The following is a 24,118-nucleotide window of genomic DNA, read 5'->3' on the forward strand; positions in this document are numbered from 1 at the left end:
CTTTCGCGATCCCAAGCGCATTACGCGTTTTTCCGATTGCGCCTTTTGGCTGCATCTCGTCGCCGCCGCGTTGATCGTTTCGCCGATGATCACGTTCATCAAGGAAACGACGAACGGCCCGATGGCATCCATGGCCATTCTCCTGACCGTTCTCGGCCTGGGGCTCTTCGCGCTCGCGATTGACCGGCGTGCCCTGCTGGTCTCGTCACTGACCTACTTCTGCGCGGCCGTATACAGCCTTCTGAGCGGAAGCGTGGAACTGCCCCATAGCGGCAATCTTCCATCGTCCTTTACGTTGACGCTCGCTCTCGTCGGCGGCTTCGTCCTGATCCTTGGTGTCTTCTGGCACCCGCTGCGCAACCGGCTTTTGCCGGTTCTCAATGCGACACCCCTCGGTCCCTACCTTCCCCAAGCGAGACAATGACCAACTTCTCCCCGCGTGAAATCGTATCCGAACTCGATCGCTATATTGTCGGCCAGGGCGACGCCAAACGCGCCGTCGCCATCGCCTTGCGCAACCGTTGGCGCCGCCAGCAATTGACCGGTGAACTGCGTGACGAAGTCCTGCCGAAAAACATTCTGATGATCGGCCCGACCGGCGTCGGCAAAACCGAAATCTCGCGCCGCCTCGCAAAACTTGCAGGCGCGCCGTTCCTCAAAGTCGAAGCAACGAAGTTTACCGAGGTCGGCTACGTCGGCCGCGACGTCGAAAGCATTATCCGCGATCTCGTTGAGGTCGGCATGGGCCTTGTCAAAGAGTCAAAACGTCAAGGCGTGCGCGCGAAAGCCGAAAAAGCCGCCGAAGAGCGCGTGCTTGATGCACTTGTCGGCTCCAACGCATCTCCATCCACGCGCGACAGTTTCCGCAAGAAGTTGCGCAACAACGAATTGAACGACAAGGAAATCGAGATCCTCGTCGCCGATACGGGCTCCCCCATCCCGACATTCGACATGCCCGGCGGCTCGATGGCAACGATCAACATCGGCGAGATGCTGGGTAAGGCGCTTGGCCAGCGGACGAAGTCGCGGCGCGTCAACGTCAAGGACAGCTTTGAAATTCTCATCGCCGAGGAAAGCGACAAGCTGATTGATAGCGATCAGATCTCCGGCGAAGCGATTGCTGCCGTCGAAAACAATGGCATCGTCTTCCTCGATGAGATCGACAAGATTTCATCACGCGGCGACGGCACGCGCGGCGGCGCCGATGTGTCTCGCGAAGGCGTGCAGCGGGACCTCCTGCCGTTGATCGAAGGCACGACCGTCGCGACGAAATACGGGCCGGTGAAAACCGACCACATTCTCTTCATCGCTTCGGGCGCGTTCCACGTTTCAAAACCCTCCGACTTGCTGCCCGAGCTGCAAGGCCGCTTGCCGATCCGCGTCGAACTCAACGCTTTGACGCGAGATGACATGAAGCGCATTCTGACCGAGCCGCAGGCGAGCCTCATCAAACAATACATCGCGCTGATGGAAACCGAGGGCCTGACGCTCGAATTTCGTCCCGATGCCATCGACGCGCTGGCCGACGCCGCGGTCGAGGTGAACTCGACCGTCGAGAACATCGGCGCGCGGCGCCTACAGACGGTACTGGAGCGCGTGCTCGACGAAGTGTCGTTCGAGGCCTCCGACAAAAGCGGCGCGACCGTCGTGGTCGACGGTTCCTACGTCACCTCCCGGGTCGGCCAGCTCTCCAAGAACGCCGATCTGAGCCGATTTATTCTATAGTTCGCCATTCCGGCATTAGCTGCCGCGACCGGCGCGACGATGCCAGGACAATGGGCCCGCTATCCACGAACCGCGAACGCCTGTAAAAGAGGCCGCTTCCGAAGCTCAAAGCCATTTTTTGATTATGACCGCCGCGCCCTTAGTTAAGATCGACACCGACGCATCCGCCGCGAAGCCCTCGCTCGCGGGACTGACGCGCGACGGCTTGAAGCTTGCGCTCGCTGCCGCCGGCGTCCCCGAAAAGCAATTGCGCATGCGCGTCGGCCAGCTGTGGAGCTGGCTGTACGTTCGCGGCGTCACGAGCTTCGAAGACATGACGGACGTTTCGAAGGATCTGCGCCGTCAGCTAAGCGAGCTCTATTCGCTCGATCGTCCCGAAATCGTGTCCGAGCAGATCTCTATCGATGGCACGCGCAAGTGGCTCCTGCGCTTGCCCAAGCGCAGTCATGAAGCCCGCCCGCCCGAGATCGAGACGGTCTACATTCCCGAAAGCGATCGCGGGACGCTCTGCATTTCGAGTCAGGTCGGCTGCACGCTGAATTGCTCGTTCTGCCACACCGGCACCCAGCGCCTGGTCCGCAACCTCGAAGCCCAAGAGATCGTCGGCCAGATCATGCTGGCGCGCGACCGCATCGGCGACTGGCCCGGAGCCAAGGGACCGGAGGATGGCCGCCTGCTTCCCAACGCCGAGCGCAAGATCACCAACGTCGTCCTCATGGGCATGGGCGAGCCGCTCTACAATTTCGACAACGTCAAAGCCGCGATGGAGGTCGCTTCCGACGGCGACGGCCTGTCGTTATCCAAGCGCCGCATTACGCTTTCGACTTCGGGCGTCGTCCCTGAGATCCCGCGATGGGGCGAGGAAGCCGACACCATGCTTGCGATCTCGCTGCACGCCACGAACGACGCGCTGCGCGACGAGCTGGTGCCGATCAACAAGAAGTACCCGATCGCCGAGCTGATGGAGGCCTGCCGCAACTATCCCGGCCTCTCGAATGCCCGCCGCATCACCTTCGAATACGTGATGCTGAAAGGCGTGAACGACAGCCTTGCCGAGGCACGCGCGCTCGTTCGGCTGCTCGCTGGAATTCCTGCGAAAATCAATCTGATACCATTCAATCCCTGGCCCGGCACACGCTATGAGTGCTCCGATTGGGAAACGATCGAGCGCTTCGCCGACGTCGTGAACCGCGCCGGTTATGCGAGCCCGGTGCGCACCCCGCGCGGCCGGGACATTCTCGCGGCCTGCGGTCAGCTCAGGTCGGAAAGCCAGCGGCTCTCCGCGAAAGAACGCACTACGACGGCAGCCAACTAGCGCTGCCGCCATTGGACCGGTTCGTTATTCCTGTTGAGCCCCAACCCCAGCCCTATATAGACTTCGCGCCGAAGGGTGGACTTGGGGCGTAGATCTCGTGCTTGGCTTCGTTCGCACATTGGCGCGTATCGTCTTTGGCTGGGCAGTTGCGAGCCTCGCTGCCGGACTGGTCACCGTGCTGTTCGTCGACATCGACGTGCTCGCCGGACCCTTGGACCGGCTTCCCAAGACACTCAGCGAAACGTTCGACCTTGCGCTTCTGGCTGCCACGCACATCGCCATCTTCGCCTCGGTGTTCGTTTTGATCACGGCGGTGATCAGCGAATGGTTTTCCATCCGCACGCTGGCGTTCTACCTTCTGGTCGGCATCGCGATCGCTTTCCTGGGCTTTAGCGTGCAGTACGCGAGCGAGGTCGCCGGCCAGCCAACCATTCTCAACAACTACGCCGTCAAGGCCTTCATGACCGTCGGCTTTGCAGGCGGCTTCGTTTACTGGCTCTCCGCCGGACAGTTCGCGGGGCGGGCTCCCCAACCCGAGAATCATTTGCTCGCTGCGTCGGCCTCGGGAACGGCGCGCGAGAATGACGAGGAATCGAGCGAGGTCGTCATCACTCGGCCGCCAAATCCGGATGAGCGTCCGCGGTGGCGGATGCCAGCACTCGAACGGCTGAGATTTGCCAACCGCACCTCCCGCGCCGATCCCGACGCTGCTGATGGCGATGACCCGAGCACCCGGGCCGATTGAACCCGAATACCTTCGCAACCTCTCGATATCGTGATTAACCAAAAAGCCCCGGATGAATGTCCGCTGTTGCTGCGTCGCAACAAACGCGCTATATAATGTCGCAGGACCCCCGAGGGATATCACCGTTGTTCGATTGTGCCCTGCATTTCCGCTTTCTGCAGAAAGCGACGGAAGCGATGTTCGAGATGGGCCAGGCCTCCGTGGCCGCCGCTCTTGCCTGCCAGAAGCGGGCCTTGGAAGACCTCTCGACGCCAACGCCTGAACCCGAGCCGCAGCCAAATCCGATGATGTGGTTCAGCGAATGGTTCGCCCCGGCGCCGCCGAAAGTGGCGCCCCAGCAGCCCGACTTGATGCAGTCGTGGATGGCCATGGCGAGCGCGTGTTCGCAGGCATATTGGCCAAATCCTCAAGCGCGATCGGTGCCGGCTCTGCCGATGAACCCGATGTTTGCCGGCGCCGCGATTCCCTCCTTCTGGGGAATGTCGCCCTGGACGATGTATCAGGGCCCGATGGTGGCGATGATGCTGTCCTACGGCGTGCCCTACGCCGTCGCTGCCCCGACCGCCCGCGCCAGCACATCGGCGATGGACGCGGCGGACGCCGCCTGCTCCCAGTGGCGATTGGTGTTCGGAAGTCCCGAAGGCCAGCGCAGCCTCGCGCGCAACGTAACGGCGCCTGACTACTGGCCGAAATACCTTCACTGAAAACAAGAAAGCCGCCGCTCTCGCGACGGCTTCTGAAAATCAGTCAGCGCCCGACGCGCCTGAGGTGTCAGCTGGCGGTGCTGCGTCGCCCCCGGCCGGAGCAGCCGCAGCTGCTGCTGCCGGAGCTTCTTCAGCCGGAGCAGCCGCCGGTTTCGGTTTCGCCTTCTTCGCTGCAGTCTTGGCTTTCTTGGCTGGCTTTGCGGTTTCCGTGCCGGTCGTCGTGGCTGCAGCCGTGGTTGTGGTACCGGTCGTAGCACCGGCCGCAGGTTTCGCGGCCGCCCCATTGGCTGCCCAAGGCAAAACTTCAGCCCCACCGGCACCCGTGGCACCCTTCGCGTCAGCAGCCTTATTGGCCTTCTGCGCCTTCTCTTCTTCTTTCTTCAGAATAGCGAGAGACCGGCACCGCGCCTTCGTTTCTTTGCCGGCGTCGTTCGTACCGGCCGAAACCCAGATGCAGGCGGTGTTCGTTCCGCATGCCTCTTCCGTCAGATTGAGACAGGATGCCTTGGCCGTTTTCGCTTTCTTCGCTGCAGGCTTGGCTGCCGGAGCACCGGAAGCGGCAGCACCATCTGCAGGCGGCGCCTCCGCAACGGCATTGGCGGGCACGGCAGCCTTCGCTGCCTTCTTCGTTTTCTCGTGCTTCTTGACGGGAGCTGGCGGAGCTTCGGCTGTGGCTGGCGCCGGAGCCGCAGCTTCAGGAGCAGCCGGCGCGGCCGAATCCGTCGGATGCGATGTCGGATCTTCTGACTGCGCCTGCGCTGGCGAATCATCCGGAGGAACGGTGACGGTTAATTCTTCGGCAGCGAGTGGAACCGCCAAAATCCCGCTCAAAAGCCCGAGCCATAAGAACTTTCCGGCAATGCGAATCGATCTGCTCACGACCGTCCCCCCTGCGTTAGCTTCGAAACCCATTAGCAGCTTCCAATTGGCCGAAACACCGCAAACACCGATGTCATGCCTTTTTTATGTTCACGAATCGAGTGCAATGCAGAATTGCGCGTGAAAGACATCCTGCATGTCGGCAAAGCGCCGTAACGCCTTGATCGCGGTCAGTAACAGAACGAAACGAATCTCACGACTTTGATGCTTTGTGCGCGACGGCCCACGCCAGCGCCTGATCCAGTCGATCGTCACCCCAGAAGAGCTCGCCGTCTTCCGTCGTGAAGCTCGGCGCACCGAAAATCCCGCGCGCGATCGCTTCGTCCGTGTTGTCCCGCAGAGCCGTCTTTGTCTCAACGTCAGCAGCGCGTTCGCGCATCGCATCGGGATCGAGCCCGGCGGAAACCAAGCAGTCCGTCAACACGGCGTCATCAAAGACGTCCAAGCCCCTGCCGAAAGCGGCGGCGTAAACAGCGCGCGTGAATGCTGCCGTGCCGCCTTCCGCCTTGGCCGCGATCGCAAGTCGCGCCGCCTTGAGTCCATTGGCCGGAAAAGTTTCCGGCATCTTGAAAGAAAGTCCGCGGCTCTCCGCGATGCGCGCGATATCGCGCTGCATGTAGCGTCCCTTCGCCGGGTAGAGATTGAAGGGCGATGTTGTCCAGCCATGCGCCTTGAAGATCGGGCCAAGCAGAAACGGCCGCCATTCGATATCGACGCCGGCGCGCGCCGCGTCTTCCTCGATGCGCATGGCGCTGAGGTAGGAATAGGTCGAGGCGAACTCGTACCAGAAGTCGATGCGGGGTTTCATGCCCTCTCTCATATTCACCAAACGTCAGCTGTACTTGCGACAAGTCGTGTTCTTGTGTCCACCGCCCTTGCGGCAAACGCCGCCGACCCTATAGTGCCGCGCGTTTTCTCACCTTCGCACAATCCTCAAGAGCCGAAAGAGCCAGACCGCCCATGAGCGCCGCGCCCAAGTCCGTGAAGAAAGTTGTCCTCGCCTATTCGGGCGGCCTCGACACCTCCATCATCCTGAAGTGGCTGCAGGAGACCTATGGCGCCGAGGTTGTGACGTTCACGGCCGATCTCGGCCAGGGCGAAGAGCTCGAGCCCGCCCGCCAGAAGGCGCTGATGCTCGGGATCAAGCCCGAAAACATCTTCGTCGAAGATCTGCGCGAGAAATTCGTCCGCGACTTCGTCTTTCCGATGTTTCGCGCGAACACGGTCTACGAGGGCGTCTATCTTCTCGGCACTTCGATCGCGCGCCCACTGATCGCTCAAAAGCAGATCGAGATCGCCAAGAAAGTCGGTGCCGACGCCGTCTGCCACGGCGCCACGGGCAAGGGCAACGATCAGGTGCGCTTCGAACTCGGCTATTACGCGCTTGAACCCGGAATAAAGATCATCGCGCCTTGGCGTGAGTGGTCCTTCAAAGGCCGCGAGGAACTTTTGAAGTTCGCCCGCGACCATCAGATCCCAGTCGCCAAGGACAAGGAAGGCGAATCGCCGTTCTCGGTCGACGCCAACCTTTTGCATTCTTCTTCAGAAGGCAAAGTGCTGGAAGACCCCGCCAAGAAGCCGCCGGAGGTCGTCTATCAGCGCACCATCTCGCCGATGGCTGCGCCCGATAAGGTCACGACCATCAAGATCGGCTTCAAAAAAGGTGATGCCGTATCGATCGACGGCAAGGCGCTTTCCCCCGCGACCCTTCTAAAGGCTCTGAACGATCTCGGCCGCGACAACGGCATCGGCCGCATCGATCTCGTCGAGAACCGCTTTGTCGGCATGAAATCACGCGGCGTCTACGAAACGCCCGGTGGCACGATCCTGCTCGCCGCCCACCGCGCCATCGAAAGCCTGACGCTCGACCGTGGCGCCGCGCATCTGAAAGATGAGATCATGCCGCGCTACGCCGAGCTGATCTATAATGGCTTCTGGTTCTCGCCCGAGCGTGAGATGCTGCAGGCTCTGATCGACAAGAGCCAGGAAAGCGTCGAAGGCGAAGTGACGCTCGAGCTCTACAAGGGCAACGTCATCCCGGTCGGCCGCGAAAGCGCCAAGTCGCTCTATTCGTCGACCCTCGTGACCTTCGAAGACGACAAGGGCGCCTACGACCAGAAGGATGCGCAAGGCTTCATCAAGCTCAACGCGCTCCGCCTGCGAACACTTGGGCGGCGCAACCAGAGTTGATCAGGATCGGCACCGCGCCGGAATGTGGAGGCCAACATGATCGTCATCACGAGAAACGGCGAGACGACGGTACTCACCGGCTGGCGCGAGTGGCTTTTCAAGATCGTCGTCTTCATGGCGGCGATCTTGCTGTTCGGCGTGATCGCCTTCGTCATGTTCGGTCTTGCCATCACGATCGGCGCGGTTGCGCTGGTCGTCATTCCCGCCGTCATCATCGTGGCATTGATCGGCTCGCTCTTCGGCCGGCGCGTCTGACGCGTCACGATGGTAAATTTCACGCCGGCCGAAGCCCATTTTTCACCCGCGTGGCTGCTTCGGTCTTGACGCAAGGGTCGCCATCCCCGACATCGCGGCTCTTGGCACTGCTCGCTTCACCATTCGATTGACGAGGATTTGAATTATGACAGTTGCGGCGAACGCCTCGCCGGTGGTGACACCTGCCGAATGGGCGCCTCAGAAGGCGATTTGGACCGCATGGCCCGCCGATCCCAACGAATGGAACGGCGATCTCGAAACGCCGCGCCGCGACGTCGCGGCTCTCATCCGCGCTTTGTGCATCGCCGGCAACAACGTCCGCCTGCTCGTCAACGGTGATGAGGCGAAAGCCTCCGCCGCCGCTGCCCTCAGCGACATCGCCGAACTCATTCCGGCAAAATATGGTGACATCTGGTTGCGCGATACTGGGCCGATCTTCGCGTATACCGGCGATGACAAGATCGCGCTGAGGTTCAAGACGAACAGCTGGGGCGGCAAGTACGATCTTCCCGACGATGCCACGGTGGGCGACGAAGTCGCGCGCCTGTCGGATGCGACGGTGCGCCGTTTCGATTTCGTGCTCGAAGGCGGCGCAGTCGACCATGACGGCGAAGGGACGATCCTCGCCACACAGCAGACGCTGCTCAATCCCAACCGCAACGGCTGGAGCAAGGAGGCAGCCGAGGCCGCACTTGCTGAGGCATTCGGCGCCAAGAAGGTCATCTGGATCGACGAAGGCCTCAAGAATGACCACACCGATGGCCACATCGACAACATCGCGCGCTTCGTTGCGCCGGGCCGCGTTGTTTGTCAGGCGCCAGCCGGGGCTGATGACCCCAACGCCGAGATCCTTGATGCCATTGCCGCGTCTCTCGCGAAAGCGACGGATGCCGCCGGCCGCACCATCGAGGTCATCCGTATTCCCGGCGTCGGTCTTTATCGCAACGCCCTTGGGGAAATCTCTCCCGCATCCCACATGAATTTCATCATCGCGAACGATGTTGTCGTCGTTCCGATTTATGGCACTGCTACCGAGGCCGACGCGCTTTCAGCGCTGCAAGCTGTTTTCCCCACCCGCGCAGTTGTCGGCGTCTCTTCCCGAGGCCTGCTGGGCTGCGGTGAAGCCGGCGGCGGATCGTTTCACTGCATCACGCAACAGGAGCCTCTCTAAATGGCGCGACGTTCGATCACCGTCGGGAGCATTCAGACCTCCTACGGTCCCGACCTCGAAACCAATATCGCCAAGACGGAAACTTTCATCCGCGAGGCGGCGGGCCGGGGCGCGGAAGTCATTCTGCCCTCGGAATTGTTCGAAGGCATTTACTTCTGCACCAGGCAGGATCCGAAATGGTTCGAGACCGCGCGCCCCGTGATGGAGCATCCATGCGTCCTCCGCCTGCGTGAACTTGCAAAATCGCTCGGCGTCGTCATCCCCATTTCCTTCTTCGAGAAGGATGGACCGCGCTACTACAACAGCATCGCCATTGCCGACGCTGACGGCGAAATCCTCGGCGTCTACCGCAAGAGCCATATTCCGGATGGCCCGGGCTATCAGGAGAAATATTATTTCCGCCCTGGCGACACGGGCTTCAGAACCTGGAGCACGAAGCACGGCAAGATTGGCGTCGGTATCTGCTGGGATCAATGGTATCCGGAAACCGCCCGCGCCATGGTGCTCCAGGGTGCGGAAGTTCTCTTCTATCCGACCGCCATTGGCTCCGAACCCTACGACGCGAGCCTCGACACGCATCTTCAATGGCAGCGCGCAATGCAGGGCCACGCTGTCTCCAACGCCGTCCCGATCGTCGCTGCCAACCGCATCGGCCTCGAGGACAACGCCGGCGTGAAGCAGAAGTTTTACGGCCACTCCTTTATCAGCGACCATCGCGGCGAGCTGGTGCAAAAATTCGATGCTGAAGACGAGGGCGTGCTCGTCCACACCTTCGATCTCGACCTTATCGAGAGCTATCGCGCCGATTGGGGCTTCTTCCGCGATCGCCGCACCGACCTCTACGCCAAGAGCATCATTTAATTCGTCACGATTGACGCGACGTCTGTGCAGCGCCGGCCTCAGCCGGCGCTACGCATTCGTGCAATGCTCACGTGGTCCAAAATCAACACACCCAGCGATTATCAATAAATCGTAATATTTCCGCTTGTTCTTCGTTATAGCCCAACGAATATATCGCCACAAAAGGCACCGGGGGGTGCCGGAGTGTGGGGGTAAGAAAAGTGCGTAAGCGTTCCGTCGCTGCGATTGCGGTCGTGTGTCTATCGTTCACGGGTTCCAAGTTTTTGCGGGCACAGGAGGCGCCGACGCCAGGAGGCAACGTGACGGCCGACGAGGCGAGCGTTCTGCCGCCAGTGGTCGTGAACTCTCCAAATCAGCCGGTGTCGGCCACGAAGCGAAAGCCTCAAGCACAGACCGTATCTCAACCGACCGGCGGCAATGGACAAGCCGGATCGAGCAAAGCAGCAGGCTCCGGAGGCGCGCCTGCGATCGCGACGGGCGTCTTCACGCTCGGCCAGCTCGACATGATTGGCGGATCGACCATCACCAGCGAGGCTATGTGGACGTTCAATAAGCAGTCGCTCGGCCAAGCCGCAAACTTGCTGCCCGGCGTTTCGTGGTCAAGCACAGGCTCACCACAAGCCAACTCCAGCGGCTCGCGCAATGAAGGCGATATCTTCGTTCGCGGATTCAATCGCTTTCAGGTTCCGCTCTCGATCGACGGCGTCAGGGTTTACCTTCCCGCCGACAACCGGATCGACATGAATCGCGCCGAAGTTCAGGTCGCGAAAGGCTACGTATCCGTCCTGAATGGGCCGGGCGGCGAAGGCGGCGCAATCAATCTTGTCTCGCGCAAGCCGACGAAGGAAATAGAAATCGAGGGTCGTGCCGGCGTTATCGTCAATGGCGACGTCGACGATCTGAATTCCTGGAACGCATATGCGTTCGCCGGCACGCGCCAGAAGGGCTATTACGCACAAATTTCAGGTACGATCGTCGACCAGGACCATTTCAATCTGTCGCACGATTTCACGCCTGCAGGCCCCGGCACCCTCGGCTACAGCAACGGCGTGGCCCAGGGCTTTCCCTACGAAAACGGCGGCGATCGCGACCACTCGGACTTTAGGGATTGGCGCATAAACACCAAGGTCGGCATCACGCCGAACGCCACTGACGAATATAGCATCAACTATACAAATCAGCAGAGCGAGAAGGATGCGCCGCTCCACGTCGACCGCCAGATCGTTCAAGGATACTTCAACGGCAATCAGGTTCGATATTGGCAATGGCCCGATTGGAATACCTCGAGCCTCTCGTGGTTATCGAAAACGAAGCTCGGCGACGCCTCATATATCAAGACAAACATCTATTATAATACGTTCGACAACACGATCTCATTCTATCCCAACGCGACGTACACCAACCAGACCGCCGACAGTCCATATGAAGATTATTCATACGGCGGCTTTGTCGAGATGGGCACCGACTTGATCCCGATGAACACGCTGAAGGGATCAATTCATTACCGCAAGGACGTGCACGCCGAACACAGCGTCAACTACAGCTACGCAACCTCGCCCCCGGCCGTAACGGAGAATGGCTACAAGCGTCAGGCTGAGGACGTATGGTCGTTCGCCGTCGAAAATACCTTTCACGCCACCAGCAGCCTCGACCTCGTTGCCGGCGTCAGCTTCGATACGAACCAAGTCTTGGAAAACGTTGCGAACGGTGTCGAGGCCGGCACGTCAAAGCCCAACGCCAACGCATGGAACTGGCAGACCGCAGCGATCTATCGCTACAGCCCGACAGGATCTGTCCACGCCGACGTCTCAAGCCGAACGCGCTTCCCGACATTGTTCGAGCGTTACAGCACCCGCTTCGACGCCAAGGATCCCGATCCAAACGTCGCCCCCGAGCGTGCCACCAACTACGAAATTGGCATCGGAGATACGGTGTTTCGTAATGTCCGCATGTCCTCTGCCGTCTTCTATTCCGACGTCGAACACAGCATCCAAAACGCTTTCACGGCGGCCAATGCAAAGACCTCTATCGTTGGCGTCAGCCCGGACGGCCACTACTACGGCGTCGAGTTTTCGGCCGATTGGGACGTCACGCGGACGCTGCGATTCGGAGGAAATTATACCTACACCGAGCGAGATCTGGATTTTGTGGGCGCAGCAGCTGATCTGCCCGCTGGAACGTCGGCATCAGTACGAAATGCCGTCGCCGCAACTCAGCTCGAAGGCGTGCCGCGTCACAAAGGGTTTATCTACTTGGCGTGGAAAGTGACCGACAAACTGACGTTCACGCCAAACGTCGAGCTTGCATCCGACCGCGTATCGCTGGTCACGAGCTGCGCCTCGACGCTAGTCCCAAGCGGCGGCGCCAGTGCAACGCCAATCAGCTCATCAAACGGCAACTGCGGCAAAGCGCCGAACCCCGGCGCCAAGCAACTCCCGAGCTACGTTAATCTCGGCGCCTACGCGCTTGTCAATTTTCAGGCCGAATACGCATTCAATGATAATGCATCCATTGCAATTGGAGGCAGCAATCTGCTTGATGAAAATTATTCACTGGCAGACGGCTTTCCCGAGCCAGGGCGCCAATTCTTTGCTAACTTGCGAGCTCGCTTCTGAGAGGAAGGACTAGGAATGAAGATTAGCGCGAGAAACGTGCTCAAAGGAAAAATTGTCGACGTCGTGAAAGGCGCGACGACGGCTCACGTGCGCATCGACGTCGGCGGCACCATCGTGACGGCTTCGATCACCAACGAAGCCGTCGCCGACCTAGGTCTTGAAAAAGGCATGTCGGCGTCCGCCGTCATCAAGGCCTCTGATGTCATGGTTGCGGTGGACTGACATGAATAACGCACGTTGGATTTCCGCGCTGGCATGCGCCGCAGCGCTCGCGATCTCCTCGCAGGCCTTCGCTGCAGAAACGGGCGGCTGCCAGAGTTTCTCTTGGTCGATCGCGACCGAGTTGAAATGGATGAAAGCGGCGGACAGCCAGGCGGCTGCCTCCGGGGCCAAGCTTCCTCAGCCACCTGAAAAGGCCATCACCCTGGCGCTTGAACCCATGAGCGCCGTTTCCTTTCCTGTCGCGCCGACCGGCAAGCGCAAGCTGGAAGGCGAAGCGCATGGCGGCATCGTGACCTTCGACAGCCCGAGCAGCGCGCCGGGCTCCTATCAGGTTTCGATGGATGTTCCGGGCTGGGTCGACGTCGTTCAGGATGGCAAGGCGCTGAAGCCGACAGCCCACAGCGGCAAGTCCGACTGCGACGGCGTCCGCAAGAGCGTTCGCTTCACGCTGGATCCCGGCCCGTTTACGCTTGAATTCAGCAATATCAAAAACGACAAGATGAAGTTCACGGTCAAACAGGCGGACTAGCGCTTGACAGCCTCAGCCCTCGGCCTATTGGCACCCCATGAACTTTTTCGCTGATACGCCGAGGCTGGAGCTGTTCCGGCTCGCCGGCATTCCGATCAAGATCGACATCACCTTTATTCTGGTGCCGATCTTTCTTTTCGACGTCCTGCAGCAATCGCCTAACACCTTCGCCATCCTGACCGCCGGCATTTTTCTTTCGGTTTTGCTGCATGAGATCGGCCATGCAACGCTCGCGCGGCTCTTTCGGGTGCCGGTCGGCGAAATCCTCGTCGGCGGATTTTACGGCTATGCGCGCATGCTCCGGGCCGCGCCCTCCGCCTTCGCCAGCATCGTAATCCTCTTCGCCGGGCCGCTGACGAATGGCCTGATTTTTCTGCTCTGTTGGTACGTGCTTGGCTGGCCGGAAGTCGGCTGGACCGGCCGCTTTGGACCGATCGATCCCTTGCCCGCGATCGCCGGCAGCCCGTGGGGCATCTATGCCATCTTCACGCTCGCCCGCATCAATCTCGCGATGCTGGTTTTCAATTTACTTCCCGCGTTTCCGCTCGACGGTGGCCGCATCTATCGCGACATGCTGGGCGCGATCATCCCGCGCCCCACCGCCGTTCGCGCCATCGCCATACTGGGCGTCGTCATTGGCCTGTGGAGTGCCTACGTCGGGTTCAGGGGCAGCATTGTTCTGCTCCTCATCGGCGCGCAGATCGCGATCATGAACTGGGCGATCTTCAAACAACCCGCTGAAGCCGAAGATCGCTAGCCCGACGATTGCAAATTTGCCGCTTCTCCGTGCATATCTGGCGCCGCCTTACCGACCTTGCCGGGAGCCCCGATGACCCGCGTCTCCGTCAATCGCACGCTTGCGCGCCTTTATTGGCTGCTGTCGCTCGTGCTGCTTCTGTTGCTGGCGTCGAAGTTTGCCAATGACATTCCCGGCATCCCGCCGTTCGTCATCTCCGCCGCCAACAACTTCTATGATTTCATGCGCGACATGTCCCTGCTGATCGCCACCGGCGGCGTCGCCTACATCTCCAACATCTATCAGAAGCGGTCGAACTTCGTCGAAAGCCTGGAAGAGGAATGGCGCAACATCGTGCGCACGAAATCGGTGCTGCTGTCGACCTGCGAGAAACCGTATCTCGCCACCGACGACTATCTTGCCGCCTATTACAGGGTGAGTGAGACGATCGACACCATGCGCATCGTCTATCGCAACGCCGGCGAGACCGATGGCCTCGTCGGGCTCTACCCCTACGCGCCGCTGCATGACATGCGCCGCGCCATCCAGACCTTGGATCCGCGCGTGGCATCCGACGTTACGAAGGAGAAGAAGGCGCTCGTCCGGGACGCCATACTGCAATCGTTCTACGCGCTCCGCGAAACGTTCCTCGAAGAACTGGATCTCGAAGAGCCGCAGCATCCCCTGCTTATTGCTGGCAGCCGCCGTCTAAAAACGCCGGGCGCGGCCGTCTCCGCGCGCGTCATGGAGGAATACCAGCGCAAGAAGCTCGATCGCGACGCTTCTCCACGCCCCGATATCGACGTCTTTCTGACGAAGCTTCGTTCGGCGGAGGAAGGTGAGGCAGGGAAAGCGCCCGTCCCCGGCCGGTAATCGGCACCGCCATGCTGTTTTGAAACAATTTCCGTGCCAGTCTGTGGCTCCAAGGCCTTTTTGACGGTTAAGCCGCACCTTATATGACGCGAGCCGCCTAGCGGGCCGCCGTGCCGTCATGCTACGTGCGAGCCAATATTGCGCCGCGCTGGCCAAGCCCGCGGCGCTTCCCATAACTTTCAGGTTGCAAATGGCACTTCGCAATATCGCGATCATCGCGCACGTCGACCATGGCAAGACGACACTCGTCGACGAGCTTCTGAAGCAGTCCGGCTCCTTCCGCGACAATCAGAAGGTGGCCGAGCGCGCCATGGATTCCAATGATCTCGAGCGCGAACGCGGCATCACCATTCTGGCGAAGTGCACGAGCGTCGAGTGGAAGGGCACCCGCATCAATATCGTCGATACGCCAGGCCACGCCGACTTCGGTGGCGAGGTCGAGCGCATCCTGAACATGGTCGACGGCGTCATCGTCTTGGTCGACGCCTCGGAAGGCCCGCTGCCGCAGACCAAATTCGTCGTATCGAAAGCCTTGAAGCGCGGCCTCCGGCCAATCGTCGCCATCAACAAGATCGATCGCCCCGACGAGCGCCACACCGACGTCTTGAACGAAGTCTTCGATCTCTTCGCCAATCTCGACGCCACCGATGAGCAGCTCGACTTTCCGATCCTATACGGCTCAGGCCGCAATGGTTGGATGGCGCGCGATCCGTCAGGTCCGCAGGAAAATCTCGGACCGATGTTCGATCTGATCCTTGAACACGTACCGCCGCCGGCCGTCGACGATGGTCCGTTCCGCATGCTGGCGACGACGCTCGACGCCGATCCGTTCCTTGGGCGCATTCTGACCGGCCGCGTGACCGCGGGCACCGTCAAGCCGAACCAAGCACTGAAGGCGCTCGATCGCGACGGCAAAGTTCTGGAGAACTTCCGCGTCCAGAAGGTTCTGGCCTTCCACGGCCTCGAACGCGTTCCCGTCGAATCCGCTGGCGCCGGCGACATCATCGCGCTCGCCGGCATGAGCGAAGCCAACGTTGCCGATACGCTCGCAGACCCCTCTGTCGAGGAGCCGCTTCCCGCCCAGCCTGTCGATCCGCCGACCCTGTCGATGACGTTCCGCATCAACGATGGCCCCTTCGCCGGCCAAGAAGGCGACAAGGTTCAAAGCCGCGTCATTCGCGATCGTCTCTTGAAGGAAGCCGAGCGCAACATCGCCATCCGCGTCAGCGAAAACGAGGATCGCGACAGCTTTTCCGTTTCAGGTCGCGGCGAACTTCAGCTCGCGATCCTGATCGAAAATATGCGCCGCGAAGGCTTCGAATTGACGGTTTCACGCCCCAAGGTCGTGTTCGAAACGGACGCGGAAACCGGCCAGCGCATGGAGCCGATCGAAGAAGTCATCATCGACGTCGATGACGGCTACACCGGCGTCGTCGTGCAGAAGCTTTCAGAACGCAAGGGTGATCTCCTCGAGATGCGCCCCTCGGGCGGCGGGCGCACGCGCATGGTGTTCCACGTGCCGACGCGCGGGCTGCTGGGCTACCAGTCGGAGCTTCTCTCCGACACGCGCGGCACCGGCATCATGAACAAGCTGTTCCATTCGTATAAGCCGTTCAAGGGTGAGATCGCGGGCCGCCGCACCGGCGTTCTGATTTCAAACAGCCCAGGCGAAGCCGTTGCCTACGCGATCTTCAATTTGCAGGATCGCGGGCCCTTCATGATCAACCCGCAGGATCGGGTCTACGAAGGCATGATCGTGGGCGAGCATTCGCGCGACAACGATCTTGAGGTCAATGTCATCAAGGGCAAGAAGCTCACCAACGTCCGCGCGTCCGGCAAGGACGACGCCGTGCTGCTGACGCCGCCGATGCGCCTCACGCTAGAAAAAGCCATGAGCTACATAACCGACGAAGAGTTGGTCGAGGTGACGCCGAAATCGATCCGCCTTCGCAAGCGCTATCTCGATCCCAACGAGCGCAAGCGCCAGAGCCGCAAGAGCGAGGCTGAACGCGCCGGCTGAGTAACAACGTTTCATCTCCTTGTGAATTCGGCCCGTCGGGAAAAAATCCCGGGTTGAACCTGACGTTTTCCGTTCACAAATGGTGTGGGTCAAGAACACGTCATAGGAGAGACCTGATGAAACGTTTTGCCGTTGCCGCCTGCGCCGTCTTTGCGATGTCGCTTCCAGCCTTTGCTGATGCGCCATTGAGCGAGGAAGAAATGAAGAGCGCGACGTCTGCAGCATCGGCACTCGGGTGCGAAGGCGGCAAGTGGGAAAAGGAAACCGAAGGCACCGGCGTCTTCGAGCTTGACGATGCAAAATGCAAGAACGGCTCGTATGACCTGAAGTTCGACAAGGACTTCAAGCTGCTCAACATGAGCGCGGACTGACAATCGCGGATTTGACCGATGCGGATGAGCCTTTTGGCTCGTCCGCTTTTTGCTCACTATCCTTCCCTCACTCTCCGGTTTGACTTACGCTCTGGGCTTTGGTTTCTCTTGGCCGGGCCAAATCCATTGCACGTGTATGGCCGCTGGTAGGCCGTCACTGAATGCTCCGACTCTCCCGATCTGTTGCTGAAGACCATAAGTCACGGGGATGCCCGTGATCGCGTGGCCCGACAACATCAAGCCAACGCCCGCGTTCGAGCGCGCGGCAGCCTTCATGAAAGAAGAGTCGGGCAATCTCTTCGTGACCGGCCGGGCCGGAACCGGCAAGTCGACGCTTCTTAAAGCCCTGCGCGATGCCTATGAGGATCGCATGGTGGTCCTCGCCCCCACAGGGCTTGCGGCAATCAACATCGGCGGCCAGACGATCCACTCGTTTTTCGGCTTCCCCCCAAGGCTCATTCAGAGGGACGACATCCGCCGCAGCCGCAATGGCCGCGTGATGCGCAAGCTTGAATTCGTTGTCATTGATGAAGCCTCGATGGTGCGTTCGGATATGATGTGGGCGATCGATCAGTCGCTTCGCGTCAATCGCGGACGCCCGCGCGAACCCTTCGGTGGCGCCCGCCTGCTGCTGTTCGCGGATCTGCATCAACTGCCGCCGGTCATTCAGGAACCGGAGGTCCTGGCCCATCTTACTGAAGAGCACGGCAGCCCCTTCTTTTTCTCGATCGGCGCGCTGCGCGAAGGCTCAGGCACCGCGCTGCTCGAGCTTGAGCAGATATTCCGGCAAACCGACAATGAGCTCATCAACGTGCTCAATGCGGTTCGCGACGGCAACGTCACCGAGGACGACCTCGCGTTCATCAACAAACGCGTCAGTCCCATTCGTACGCTGTCCGAAGGCGAGCCGTACGTCATCCTGACGACGACCAACGCGGCCGCCAAGCGCATCAACACGGCTTATCTCGAAGCGCTTCCTGGCAAAGGCTCTCGCTTTGACGCCAACATAACAGGTGAGTTCACGGCGAACGTCCAACCGGCGGAAAGCGCGCTGGAACTGAAGGCCGGCGCCAAAGTCATGATGCTCAGGAACGACCCGGACCGCCGCTGGGTCAATGGCACCATCGCCCGCGTTTCCCGGCTGACCGAGAAGCAGGTCTTCGTCGAAGTCTCCGGCAAAGAGTACGAGGTTGAGCAGGTCGCCTGGGAACATCGCCGCTACGCCTTCGATCAAGCCCAAGAGAAGATCGTCGAGACCGTCGCGGGCACGTTCAAGCAGTTCCCTCTGCGGCTCGCTTGGGCGCTCACGATCCATAAGGCCCAGGGCCTCACCCTCGACAAGGTGTATATCGACCTGGGTTCCGGCACATTCGCCCACGGGCAAACCTATGTGGCCCTCTCCCGGTGCCGGACCCTGGAGGGATTGGCGCTCGCGCGGCCGCTGACCCGCCGCGACATAATGTTCGATCCGAATGCGGTCGGTTATCGCGATGTTTTCTCAAAACTTTGAGTACTGACGCGTGCAGTGCACACCAAGTCTATTTCGCAAGTGCGAACAATTGGATAGCGAAAGGCCTACCCACCCTAGACCTTGGCCTGTCACATTCGGGGCATAAGGACGCGATGAAAAAACCAATTGTCGCGATCTTGCGCGTGCGCAGCAAAAACTTATTGCAACGCACCATTCAATTGCTTATATTTCACGCACTGGCATTGCCCCATCGGGCACCAGACGCACCATTCGAAATTTCATTTAAGCAGACACTGATAATCCAGGAGTGACCCCCATGACCGACGCCTTTACGCGACAAGTCCAAGACTTCACCAAGCAGGCTCAAGAGATGTTCACGGCCGGCAAGGACGCTAAGGTTCCGGAGAACCTCTCGGCATTCGCAGAAGACGCGATCGCGAAGTCGCGCGACGCTTACCACAAGCTGACGTCCTTCGCGAAGGACAATGCTAAGGTCGCCGAGGAAGTGTTGCTGACGACCCAGGCTGGCGCCAAGTCGATCGGCGAGAAGATCGTTGCCAATACGCTTGCGAACACCGAAGCGGCATTCGAAGCTGCTCAGGCGATGGCTCGCGCCCGCACCTTCCCCGAGATCGCACGCCTCCAGGCGAACTACTGGCAGCAGCAGTTCGCTGTCGCCGGCTCGCAGTCTAAGGAGCTGTTCGAGCTTTCCAGCAAAGTGACGAAGCAGGCTCTTGAAACGGTCGGCTCGGCAACGACCAAGTCGTTCGAGCAGCTGAAGACCGTCGGCTAATATCCAATGACGAATGCAGCGTGTGCATACTGCATGCGTCGAGTGGGGCACGTCACTTGAAGTTCTAGGCGCGGAACGTGTGTTCCGCGCCTTTTTTTATTTTCTCCCGCCGCACCGACTCTGATGCGTTTTCTTCCGCTTCGGGTTAGAGTGAAGTTATGTTGAACCAGAGCCTCAAGGTTTCTGTCCGCAACGCTCGTCCTGCAGACGCCTCCGTCCTCGCCGAGATTTTCCGCGATTCCTGGCGGCAGGCCTACACCGGCATCCTCCCTTCACTCTATCTGGAACGTGAGATCCTGCGTCGCGACGCGAGCTGGTGGCGCCGTGCCGTAGCGGCAGAGCGCAACCTGTTGGTCGTCCTCCATGGCGAGACCATCGCCGGTTACGCCACGTGCGGTCGTGCCCGGGGCGGCGGTCGCGATAGCGGCGAAATTTACGAAATCTATCTCGCGCCGCCCTACCAGGGTCTCGGCATGGGCGAGCATTTGTTCGAGGCGTGCCGTGCGACCTTGGACGCGCTCGACCTTGAGCGTCTGATCGTCTGGGCCCTCGAGGAGAACGAGAAGGCGCACGCCTTCTACCGGCAGTGCGGAGGCCGGGCCACCCGCCGCTCCTGCGTGCGCCTCGGCAAGGGTATGAACTCGCGGATCGCCTTCGAGTGGTGAACTGGGCCGGGGCCCGCCACAGCCCTTGACGGTCCAAATCGTTAACTCTGGATGTGCGACCTAAGATCGGTTGTGCGCTCCCGTCTTTCGCGGCAAGGGTGGCGCCCAAAGCAAAACGATATGACTTGAGGTTGCTCTCCAATGCGTCTCGACGCCATTCTGCCCGGCAAGAACCCGCCTGAAGACATCAATGTCGTGATTGAAGTCCCGGTCGGCGGCGAGCCGATCAAATACGAAATGGATAAGGCTTCGGGCGCTCTCTACGTCGACCGCTTCCTCTACACGCCGATGCGCTATCCGGGGAATTACGGCTTTGTTCCCCATACGCTCTCGACGGACGGCGATCCGATCGACGTTCTCGTCTGCAATACGCGCGCGATCTTTCCCGGCGCGGTTATCAACTGCCGCCCGGTCGGGGTCCTGGTGATGGAAGACGACGGCGGCGGCGACGAAAAGATCATCGCCGTTCCATCGAGCAAGCTCACCAAGCGCTACGAGTCGGTCAAGACCTACACCGACCTGCCCAAGATTTCGGTTGAGCAGATCGAGCACTTTTTTGCCCACTACAAGGATCTCGAGCCGGGCAAGTGGGTGAAGATCGACCACTGGGGCCATGCCGACGAAGCACGCGACTTGATCGTGAAGGCCTTGGCGCGTGCGAAAGCGCCCGCCTGATCGTTGATAGGCATCAGCAAACAGGATCTTTGTCCCGCGCAGCGGCGATTTTCGCCGGCATCCTCTTTACGCTCGTGTGACGGCGTTGCTATATCGGCCCGCCGACTGGCAACGTCGATCCGACCGGAGATGTCATGAAGATCGCCATTATGGGCGCGGCTGGCCGAATGGGCCGCGAACTGATTTGCGCGATCGCGGCCGACCCCGATTGCAGCATCAGTGGCGCGACCGAAACCGCAGGCTCCCCCGTGCTCGGCAAAGACATCGGCACGCTCGCCGGCCTCGACCCGATCGGCATCGCGGTTTCCGATGATGCACCTGCTGTTATCGCTGCCGCCGACGCCATCGTCGATTTCACGGTCCCCAAAGCCAGTATCGAATTCGCCCGGCTGGCGGCGAAATCGGGAACTGCTGCGATCATCGGCACGACCGGTTTTGAGGCTGGCACCGAGGCTGCGATCGCCGAAGCCGCGAAATCAACCGCCATCGTCAAGGCCGGAAACATGAGCCTCGGCGTCAACCTCCTGTTGGCTCTGACGCGCCAGGCTGCGGCCGCATTGGGGAACGACTTCGATATCGAAATCGTTGAAATGCATCACCGCATGAAGGTCGACGCGCCCTCCGGCACGGCTTTGATGCTGGGCGAGGCTGCCGCATCGGGCCGAGGCCTTGCCCTGAAGGATCACGCCGTCCGCGTTCGTGATGGCGTTACCGGGCCCCGCAATCGGGGCGATATCGGTTTCGCAACGTTGCGCGGTGGGACGGTTGTAGGCGACCACACAGTCATTTTTGCGGGAGAGGGCGAACGCATCGAACTGACCCATCGCGCGACCGACCGTGGAATTTTCGCTCGAGGTGCGGTGAAAGCCGCGCTTTGGACAAAAGGCCGTGCACCAGGTCTTTACGATATGACGGATGTATTAGGCATTAGGGTTTAAAGAAGAGCCGCAAAACGGCTGGTGACGTCTAGACGGGAAACATGACCGACGCTCTGACGGACAATATCCTGGTGCTCGTGCGGCACGGCGAGAGTGAGTGGAACAAGCTCAATCTCTTCACCGGTTGGCGCAATCCCGATCTGACCGAAAAAGGCGTCATCGAAGCCCGCGTGGCTGGGCGGATGATACGCGATCATCGCGTGAAATTCGACATCGCCTTCACCAGCGCATTAAAGCGCGCCCAGCGCACGCTGGACATCATCCTATCCGAGCTCGGTCAGCCCGACGTGCCAATCATTCGCGACGCCGCACTCAATGAGCGCGATTACGGCGCGTTGTCGGGCCTGAACAAGGACGAGGCCCGCAAGAAGTGGGGCGAGTCGCAAGTTCAGAAGTGGCGCCGCTCTTACGACATCGCGCCTCCTGAAGGCGAAAGTCTGAAAGATACGCTGGCCCGCGTTCGCCCCTATTACGACAAGGCGATCTGGCCCCAGATTACCGCCAGCAAAAACGTGATCATTGCCGCGCACGGCAATTCCCTTCGCGCGCTCGTCATGATCCTTGAAAACCTCGACAAGGACGAAATCCTCGAGAGAGAGCTTGCCACCGGCGCCCCCATTCTGTACCGCCTCGGCGCGGATGGACGCGCGATCGATCGCAAGGATCTTCTGCCCGCCCGATCGCTCGCCGCGCCGCCCGAAGACCATATCATGTGAACAGCCGCATACGTTCAGTCGGGGGATCATCGCATGGCGCTGGAAGAACTCGCTGCCGATCGCGAGAATATGAAATCGCGCGATAAGCTCATCGGCATTTATGTAGGCATCCTCGCAGTCATCCTGGCGATCTGCAGTTTGGGCGGCAGCAATGCCCAACAGGATGCCCTTCAGCAGAACATCGCGGCATCCAACGACTGGTCGTTCTTCCAGGCCAAGAACGCGCGCCGTCAGTCCTTGCGCCTGCATGCCGAAAACTTCGAAACGATGCTTTTGGCGCAGCCGTCCATGCCGGACGATGTGAAAAAGTCCATCCAGGAAAAAATTGCCGCCTACAAAGCGCAGGACAAGCAGCTGACGAGCGATCCCAAGAGTGGCGAAGGTCTCGACGAGCTTTTCGCGAAGGGCAAGGCGCTCGAAGCCTCACGCGACCAGGCATTGGCGAAAAACCCGTATTTCGATTACGGCCAGGCGCTTTTGCAGATCGCAATCGTTCTCGCTTCGGTTGCCCTGATTTCCGGCGGCAACATGCTGCTCTACGTCAGCTTCGTCTTGGGCGGTCTTGGCACGCTCTCGACCTTCGGCGGTTTTACGCTCGCTTTTCCGCTGCCGGGATTCCTGTCCTAACTTACTTCACATCGGCACTGACGACGTTCGTCGCGATGATCCCACCGTCACGAACGAGCGCGACGCGCCCGTCGTAATGTCCTGTCGGCCAAGGATCGTGGCTGCGTTTCTTGCCGACGAAAGCCACGAACGTTGCCTTGTCCCGATCGACGGGATCGCTCGTTTCGTCGAACAGCTCGCCGCCCGGGCCAAGGGCGGTGAAATTGATGCGGTCGCCCTTCTTGAGATTGATGAACCGACCGTAGAGCACGAAGCCTTCAGACGTCGCGTTGAGAGCGACGATGTCCTGATCATCAGCTTCGAGCGCATTGACGTCCGGCGGCCCGCCCGCGAAGCCCGCACCAATCACCTCTCCATTGCGGTAGGGAAAAGCGGCGGCGACTTCTGGCTCCCAAAGCCCCGGGCCTTTCGCATTCGGGTCGCACGAACCCTGAGGCGCGTCGGGCAGAAACGGATCGACGATCTTGCCATTGTGGCGGACGCTCAGATGCACTTGCGCAAAATCCGCGGTGCCGGAATAGCCTGCTTCACCGAGCTGCGCGCCACGCTTGACCGATTGCCCCTTGCTGACGCGAACGCTGCCTTTACGCAAATGGCAGTATTGCGTTTCCCACCCATCCGCATGCTCCAGGATTACGCCATTGCCGCACTCGCGGCCGGAGACATCCTGCGGCTTCGCCGCCTTGAAGAAAACGTCGGTCACGCCATCACGTACCGCCTTCACCGTTCCATCGGCGGATGCGATGACCGCAAACGGCGTCTTCGTGGCGGCAGCGGCCGACAGCAGACGGAAGTCGACGCCGCTGTGCTTGTCGTAGGTCGCCGTCCCGCACATGTAGTCTTTGGCGCCCCGGCCCGGATCGTCATCGACATAGGTCTGGATGAAGCAGGTCTTGTGCGGCTGGCAGACGAGCGGCATCGAAAGCTGCGGACGCTCTTGCGCAAGCGCATGGGGCGACAGCCATACGCCAAGGCCCAGCACTGAAAGCAAAATTGCCGGCGATGGCCCCCTTGGTTGCATA

Annotated in this window: 25 protein-coding genes and 1 pseudogene; 23 read left to right on the forward strand and 3 right to left on the reverse strand. The window is 60.4% G+C overall.

The genetic code is table 11. The features are described from left to right. The 5 genes and pseudogenes from EKK30_RS03525 to EKK30_RS03545 all read left to right on the forward strand — a co-directional run. A pseudogene (locus EKK30_RS03525) lies at window positions 1-424 on the forward strand (hypothetical protein); the annotation flags it as partial. Further along, window positions 421-1,725, forward strand: a complete 1,305-nt coding sequence (hslU, locus tag EKK30_RS03530; protein ID WP_290980305.1) for an ATP-dependent protease ATPase subunit HslU — start codon at window positions 421-423, stop codon at window positions 1,723-1,725. The pseudogene EKK30_RS03525 and the gene hslU, both read left to right, overlap by 4 nt. A gap of 124 nt (window positions 1,726-1,849) precedes the next feature. Next, window positions 1,850-3,040, forward strand: coding sequence for a 23S rRNA (adenine(2503)-C(2))-methyltransferase RlmN (rlmN, locus tag EKK30_RS03535; protein ID WP_290980308.1), 1,191 nt, complete (start codon window positions 1,850-1,852; stop codon window positions 3,038-3,040). Between the two features lie 97 nt (window positions 3,041-3,137). Then, a complete protein-coding gene (locus EKK30_RS03540; protein WP_290980310.1) occupies window positions 3,138-3,785 on the forward strand; it encodes a hypothetical protein in 648 nt (215 codons plus the stop codon). 125 nt (window positions 3,786-3,910) lie between these two features. After that, window positions 3,911-4,489 carry a hypothetical protein gene (locus tag EKK30_RS03545; protein WP_290980313.1) on the forward strand — a complete coding sequence of 193 codons (579 nt, stop codon included), beginning with the start codon at window positions 3,911-3,913 and terminating at the stop codon, window positions 4,487-4,489. A gap of 39 nt (window positions 4,490-4,528) precedes the next feature. Here the strand turns inward: EKK30_RS03545 and EKK30_RS03550 are convergent, their stop codons facing one another. Together EKK30_RS03550 and EKK30_RS03555 are read right to left on the reverse strand one after the other, a co-directional pair. Next, window positions 4,529-5,368, reverse strand: a complete 840-nt coding sequence (locus EKK30_RS03550) for a hypothetical protein (protein ID WP_290980315.1) — start codon at window positions 5,366-5,368, stop codon at window positions 4,529-4,531. A gap of 193 nt (window positions 5,369-5,561) precedes the next feature. Next, on the reverse strand, window positions 5,562-6,176 hold the full coding sequence (locus EKK30_RS03555) for a 2-hydroxychromene-2-carboxylate isomerase (RefSeq protein ID WP_290980318.1): 615 nt from the start codon (window positions 6,174-6,176) through the stop codon (window positions 5,562-5,564). 152 nt (window positions 6,177-6,328) lie between these two features. On the opposite strand from EKK30_RS03555, the gene EKK30_RS03560 reads away from it, so the two are divergent. The 18 genes from EKK30_RS03560 (at window position 6,329) to EKK30_RS03645 (ending at window position 23,096) form a co-directional block, all read left to right on the forward strand. Continuing rightward, window positions 6,329-7,558: an argininosuccinate synthase gene (locus EKK30_RS03560; RefSeq protein WP_290980320.1), complete on the forward strand. Its 1,230-nt coding sequence runs from the start codon at window positions 6,329-6,331 to the stop codon at window positions 7,556-7,558. A 36-nt stretch (window positions 7,559-7,594) separates the two neighbouring features. After that, window positions 7,595-7,813 carry a hypothetical protein gene (locus EKK30_RS03565; RefSeq protein WP_290980323.1) on the forward strand — a complete coding sequence of 73 codons (219 nt, stop codon included), beginning with the start codon at window positions 7,595-7,597 and terminating at the stop codon, window positions 7,811-7,813. Window positions 7,814-7,958: 145 nt separating this feature from the next. Beyond that, window positions 7,959-8,984, forward strand: a complete 1,026-nt coding sequence (locus EKK30_RS03570) for an agmatine deiminase family protein (protein WP_290980325.1) — start codon at window positions 7,959-7,961, stop codon at window positions 8,982-8,984. Continuing rightward, complete coding sequence (aguB, locus tag EKK30_RS03575) at window positions 8,985-9,845, forward strand: N-carbamoylputrescine amidase (protein ID WP_290980327.1); 861 nt, start codon at window positions 8,985-8,987, stop codon at window positions 9,843-9,845. A 200-nt stretch (window positions 9,846-10,045) separates the two neighbouring features. Further along, window positions 10,046-12,460: a TonB-dependent siderophore receptor gene (locus EKK30_RS03580; protein WP_290980330.1), complete on the forward strand. Its 2,415-nt coding sequence runs from the start codon at window positions 10,046-10,048 to the stop codon at window positions 12,458-12,460. A 15-nt stretch (window positions 12,461-12,475) separates the two neighbouring features. Next, complete coding sequence (locus EKK30_RS03585; RefSeq protein WP_290980333.1) at window positions 12,476-12,682, forward strand: TOBE domain-containing protein; 207 nt, start codon at window positions 12,476-12,478, stop codon at window positions 12,680-12,682. A gap of 1 nt (window position 12,683) precedes the next feature. Further along, window positions 12,684-13,211 carry a hypothetical protein gene (locus EKK30_RS03590; RefSeq protein WP_290980336.1) on the forward strand — a complete coding sequence of 176 codons (528 nt, stop codon included), beginning with the start codon at window positions 12,684-12,686 and terminating at the stop codon, window positions 13,209-13,211. Window positions 13,212-13,248: 37 nt separating this feature from the next. Beyond that, window positions 13,249-13,968 (forward strand): site-2 protease family protein, encoded by a 720-nt coding sequence (locus EKK30_RS03595; protein ID WP_290980339.1) that lies wholly within the window; start codon window positions 13,249-13,251, stop codon window positions 13,966-13,968. 72 nt (window positions 13,969-14,040) lie between these two features. Continuing rightward, a complete protein-coding gene (locus tag EKK30_RS03600; protein WP_290980342.1) occupies window positions 14,041-14,820 on the forward strand; it encodes a hypothetical protein in 780 nt (259 codons plus the stop codon). Window positions 14,821-15,010: 190 nt separating this feature from the next. Further along, window positions 15,011-16,840 (forward strand): translational GTPase TypA, encoded by a 1,830-nt coding sequence (gene typA, locus EKK30_RS03605; protein ID WP_290980345.1) that lies wholly within the window; start codon window positions 15,011-15,013, stop codon window positions 16,838-16,840. Between the two features lie 116 nt (window positions 16,841-16,956). Further along, window positions 16,957-17,211 carry a hypothetical protein gene (locus tag EKK30_RS03610; RefSeq protein WP_290980349.1) on the forward strand — a complete coding sequence of 85 codons (255 nt, stop codon included), beginning with the start codon at window positions 16,957-16,959 and terminating at the stop codon, window positions 17,209-17,211. 208 nt (window positions 17,212-17,419) lie between these two features. Further along, complete coding sequence (locus tag EKK30_RS03615; protein WP_290980352.1) at window positions 17,420-18,721, forward strand: AAA family ATPase; 1,302 nt, start codon at window positions 17,420-17,422, stop codon at window positions 18,719-18,721. Window positions 18,722-18,998: 277 nt separating this feature from the next. After that, the gene (locus EKK30_RS03620; protein WP_290980355.1) at window positions 18,999-19,475 is read left to right on the forward strand and encodes a phasin family protein; all 477 of its coding nucleotides are present in this window, start codon (window positions 18,999-19,001) and stop codon (window positions 19,473-19,475) included. A gap of 158 nt (window positions 19,476-19,633) precedes the next feature. Beyond that, window positions 19,634-20,140 carry a GNAT family N-acetyltransferase gene (locus tag EKK30_RS03625; RefSeq protein WP_290980358.1) on the forward strand — a complete coding sequence of 169 codons (507 nt, stop codon included), beginning with the start codon at window positions 19,634-19,636 and terminating at the stop codon, window positions 20,138-20,140. 141 nt (window positions 20,141-20,281) lie between these two features. Beyond that, window positions 20,282-20,815 carry an inorganic diphosphatase gene (gene ppa / locus EKK30_RS03630; RefSeq protein WP_290980361.1) on the forward strand — a complete coding sequence of 178 codons (534 nt, stop codon included), beginning with the start codon at window positions 20,282-20,284 and terminating at the stop codon, window positions 20,813-20,815. 134 nt (window positions 20,816-20,949) lie between these two features. Continuing rightward, on the forward strand, window positions 20,950-21,753 hold the full coding sequence (dapB, locus tag EKK30_RS03635; RefSeq protein ID WP_290980364.1) for a 4-hydroxy-tetrahydrodipicolinate reductase: 804 nt from the start codon (window positions 20,950-20,952) through the stop codon (window positions 21,751-21,753). Window positions 21,754-21,794: 41 nt separating this feature from the next. Next, window positions 21,795-22,469, forward strand: coding sequence for a 2,3-bisphosphoglycerate-dependent phosphoglycerate mutase (locus EKK30_RS03640; protein ID WP_290980367.1), 675 nt, complete (start codon window positions 21,795-21,797; stop codon window positions 22,467-22,469). 33 nt (window positions 22,470-22,502) lie between these two features. Next, window positions 22,503-23,096: a DUF4337 domain-containing protein gene (locus EKK30_RS03645; RefSeq protein ID WP_290980370.1), complete on the forward strand. Its 594-nt coding sequence runs from the start codon at window positions 22,503-22,505 to the stop codon at window positions 23,094-23,096. 1 nt (window position 23,097) lies between these two features. Here the strand turns inward: EKK30_RS03645 and EKK30_RS03650 are convergent, their stop codons facing one another. Continuing rightward, window positions 23,098-24,117, reverse strand: a complete 1,020-nt coding sequence (locus tag EKK30_RS03650) for a M23 family metallopeptidase (protein ID WP_290980373.1) — start codon at window positions 24,115-24,117, stop codon at window positions 23,098-23,100. Window position 24,118: the final 1 nt, after the last annotated feature.

It is taken from the genome of Hyphomicrobium sp. (genome assembly GCF_003987855.1).
In the GTDB taxonomy this organism is placed as follows: domain Bacteria; phylum Pseudomonadota; class Alphaproteobacteria; order Rhizobiales; family Hyphomicrobiaceae; genus Hyphomicrobium_B.

Bases quoted from the DNA above. Each gene is read 5' to 3' on its own strand.
- EKK30_RS03625 (WP_290980358.1), top strand. From the start codon at position 19,634: ATGTTGAACCAGAGCCTCAAGGTTTCTGTCCGCAACGCTCGTCCTGCA.
- EKK30_RS03590 (WP_290980336.1), top strand. From the start codon at position 12,684: ATGAATAACGCACGTTGGATTTCCGCGCTGGCATGCGCCGCAGCGCTC.
- aguB (WP_290980327.1), top strand. From the start codon at position 8,985: ATGGCGCGACGTTCGATCACCGTCGGGAGCATTCAGACCTCCTACGGT.
- EKK30_RS03615 (WP_290980352.1), top strand. From the start codon at position 17,420: ATGCCCGTGATCGCGTGGCCCGACAACATCAAGCCAACGCCCGCGTTC.
- ppa (WP_290980361.1), top strand. From the start codon at position 20,282: ATGCGTCTCGACGCCATTCTGCCCGGCAAGAACCCGCCTGAAGACATC.
- EKK30_RS03620 (WP_290980355.1), top strand. From the start codon at position 18,999: ATGACCGACGCCTTTACGCGACAAGTCCAAGACTTCACCAAGCAGGCT.
- rlmN (WP_290980308.1), top strand. From the start codon at position 1,850: ATGACCGCCGCGCCCTTAGTTAAGATCGACACCGACGCATCCGCCGCG.
- EKK30_RS03600 (WP_290980342.1), top strand. From the start codon at position 14,041: ATGACCCGCGTCTCCGTCAATCGCACGCTTGCGCGCCTTTATTGGCTG.
- EKK30_RS03650 (WP_290980373.1), bottom strand. From the start codon at position 24,117: ATGCAACCAAGGGGGCCATCGCCGGCAATTTTGCTTTCAGTGCTGGGC.
- EKK30_RS03640 (WP_290980367.1), top strand. From the start codon at position 21,795: ATGACCGACGCTCTGACGGACAATATCCTGGTGCTCGTGCGGCACGGC.
- dapB (WP_290980364.1), top strand. From the start codon at position 20,950: ATGAAGATCGCCATTATGGGCGCGGCTGGCCGAATGGGCCGCGAACTG.
- EKK30_RS03595 (WP_290980339.1), top strand. From the start codon at position 13,249: ATGAACTTTTTCGCTGATACGCCGAGGCTGGAGCTGTTCCGGCTCGCC.
- EKK30_RS03560 (WP_290980320.1), top strand. From the start codon at position 6,329: ATGAGCGCCGCGCCCAAGTCCGTGAAGAAAGTTGTCCTCGCCTATTCG.
- hslU (WP_290980305.1), top strand. From the start codon at position 421: ATGACCAACTTCTCCCCGCGTGAAATCGTATCCGAACTCGATCGCTAT.
- EKK30_RS03565 (WP_290980323.1), top strand. From the start codon at position 7,595: ATGATCGTCATCACGAGAAACGGCGAGACGACGGTACTCACCGGCTGG.
- EKK30_RS03610 (WP_290980349.1), top strand. From the start codon at position 16,957: ATGAAACGTTTTGCCGTTGCCGCCTGCGCCGTCTTTGCGATGTCGCTT.
- EKK30_RS03585 (WP_290980333.1), top strand. From the start codon at position 12,476: ATGAAGATTAGCGCGAGAAACGTGCTCAAAGGAAAAATTGTCGACGTC.
- EKK30_RS03555 (WP_290980318.1), bottom strand. From the start codon at position 6,176: ATGAAACCCCGCATCGACTTCTGGTACGAGTTCGCCTCGACCTATTCC.
- typA (WP_290980345.1), top strand. From the start codon at position 15,011: ATGGCACTTCGCAATATCGCGATCATCGCGCACGTCGACCATGGCAAG.
- EKK30_RS03645 (WP_290980370.1), top strand. From the start codon at position 22,503: ATGGCGCTGGAAGAACTCGCTGCCGATCGCGAGAATATGAAATCGCGC.
- EKK30_RS03570 (WP_290980325.1), top strand. From the start codon at position 7,959: ATGACAGTTGCGGCGAACGCCTCGCCGGTGGTGACACCTGCCGAATGG.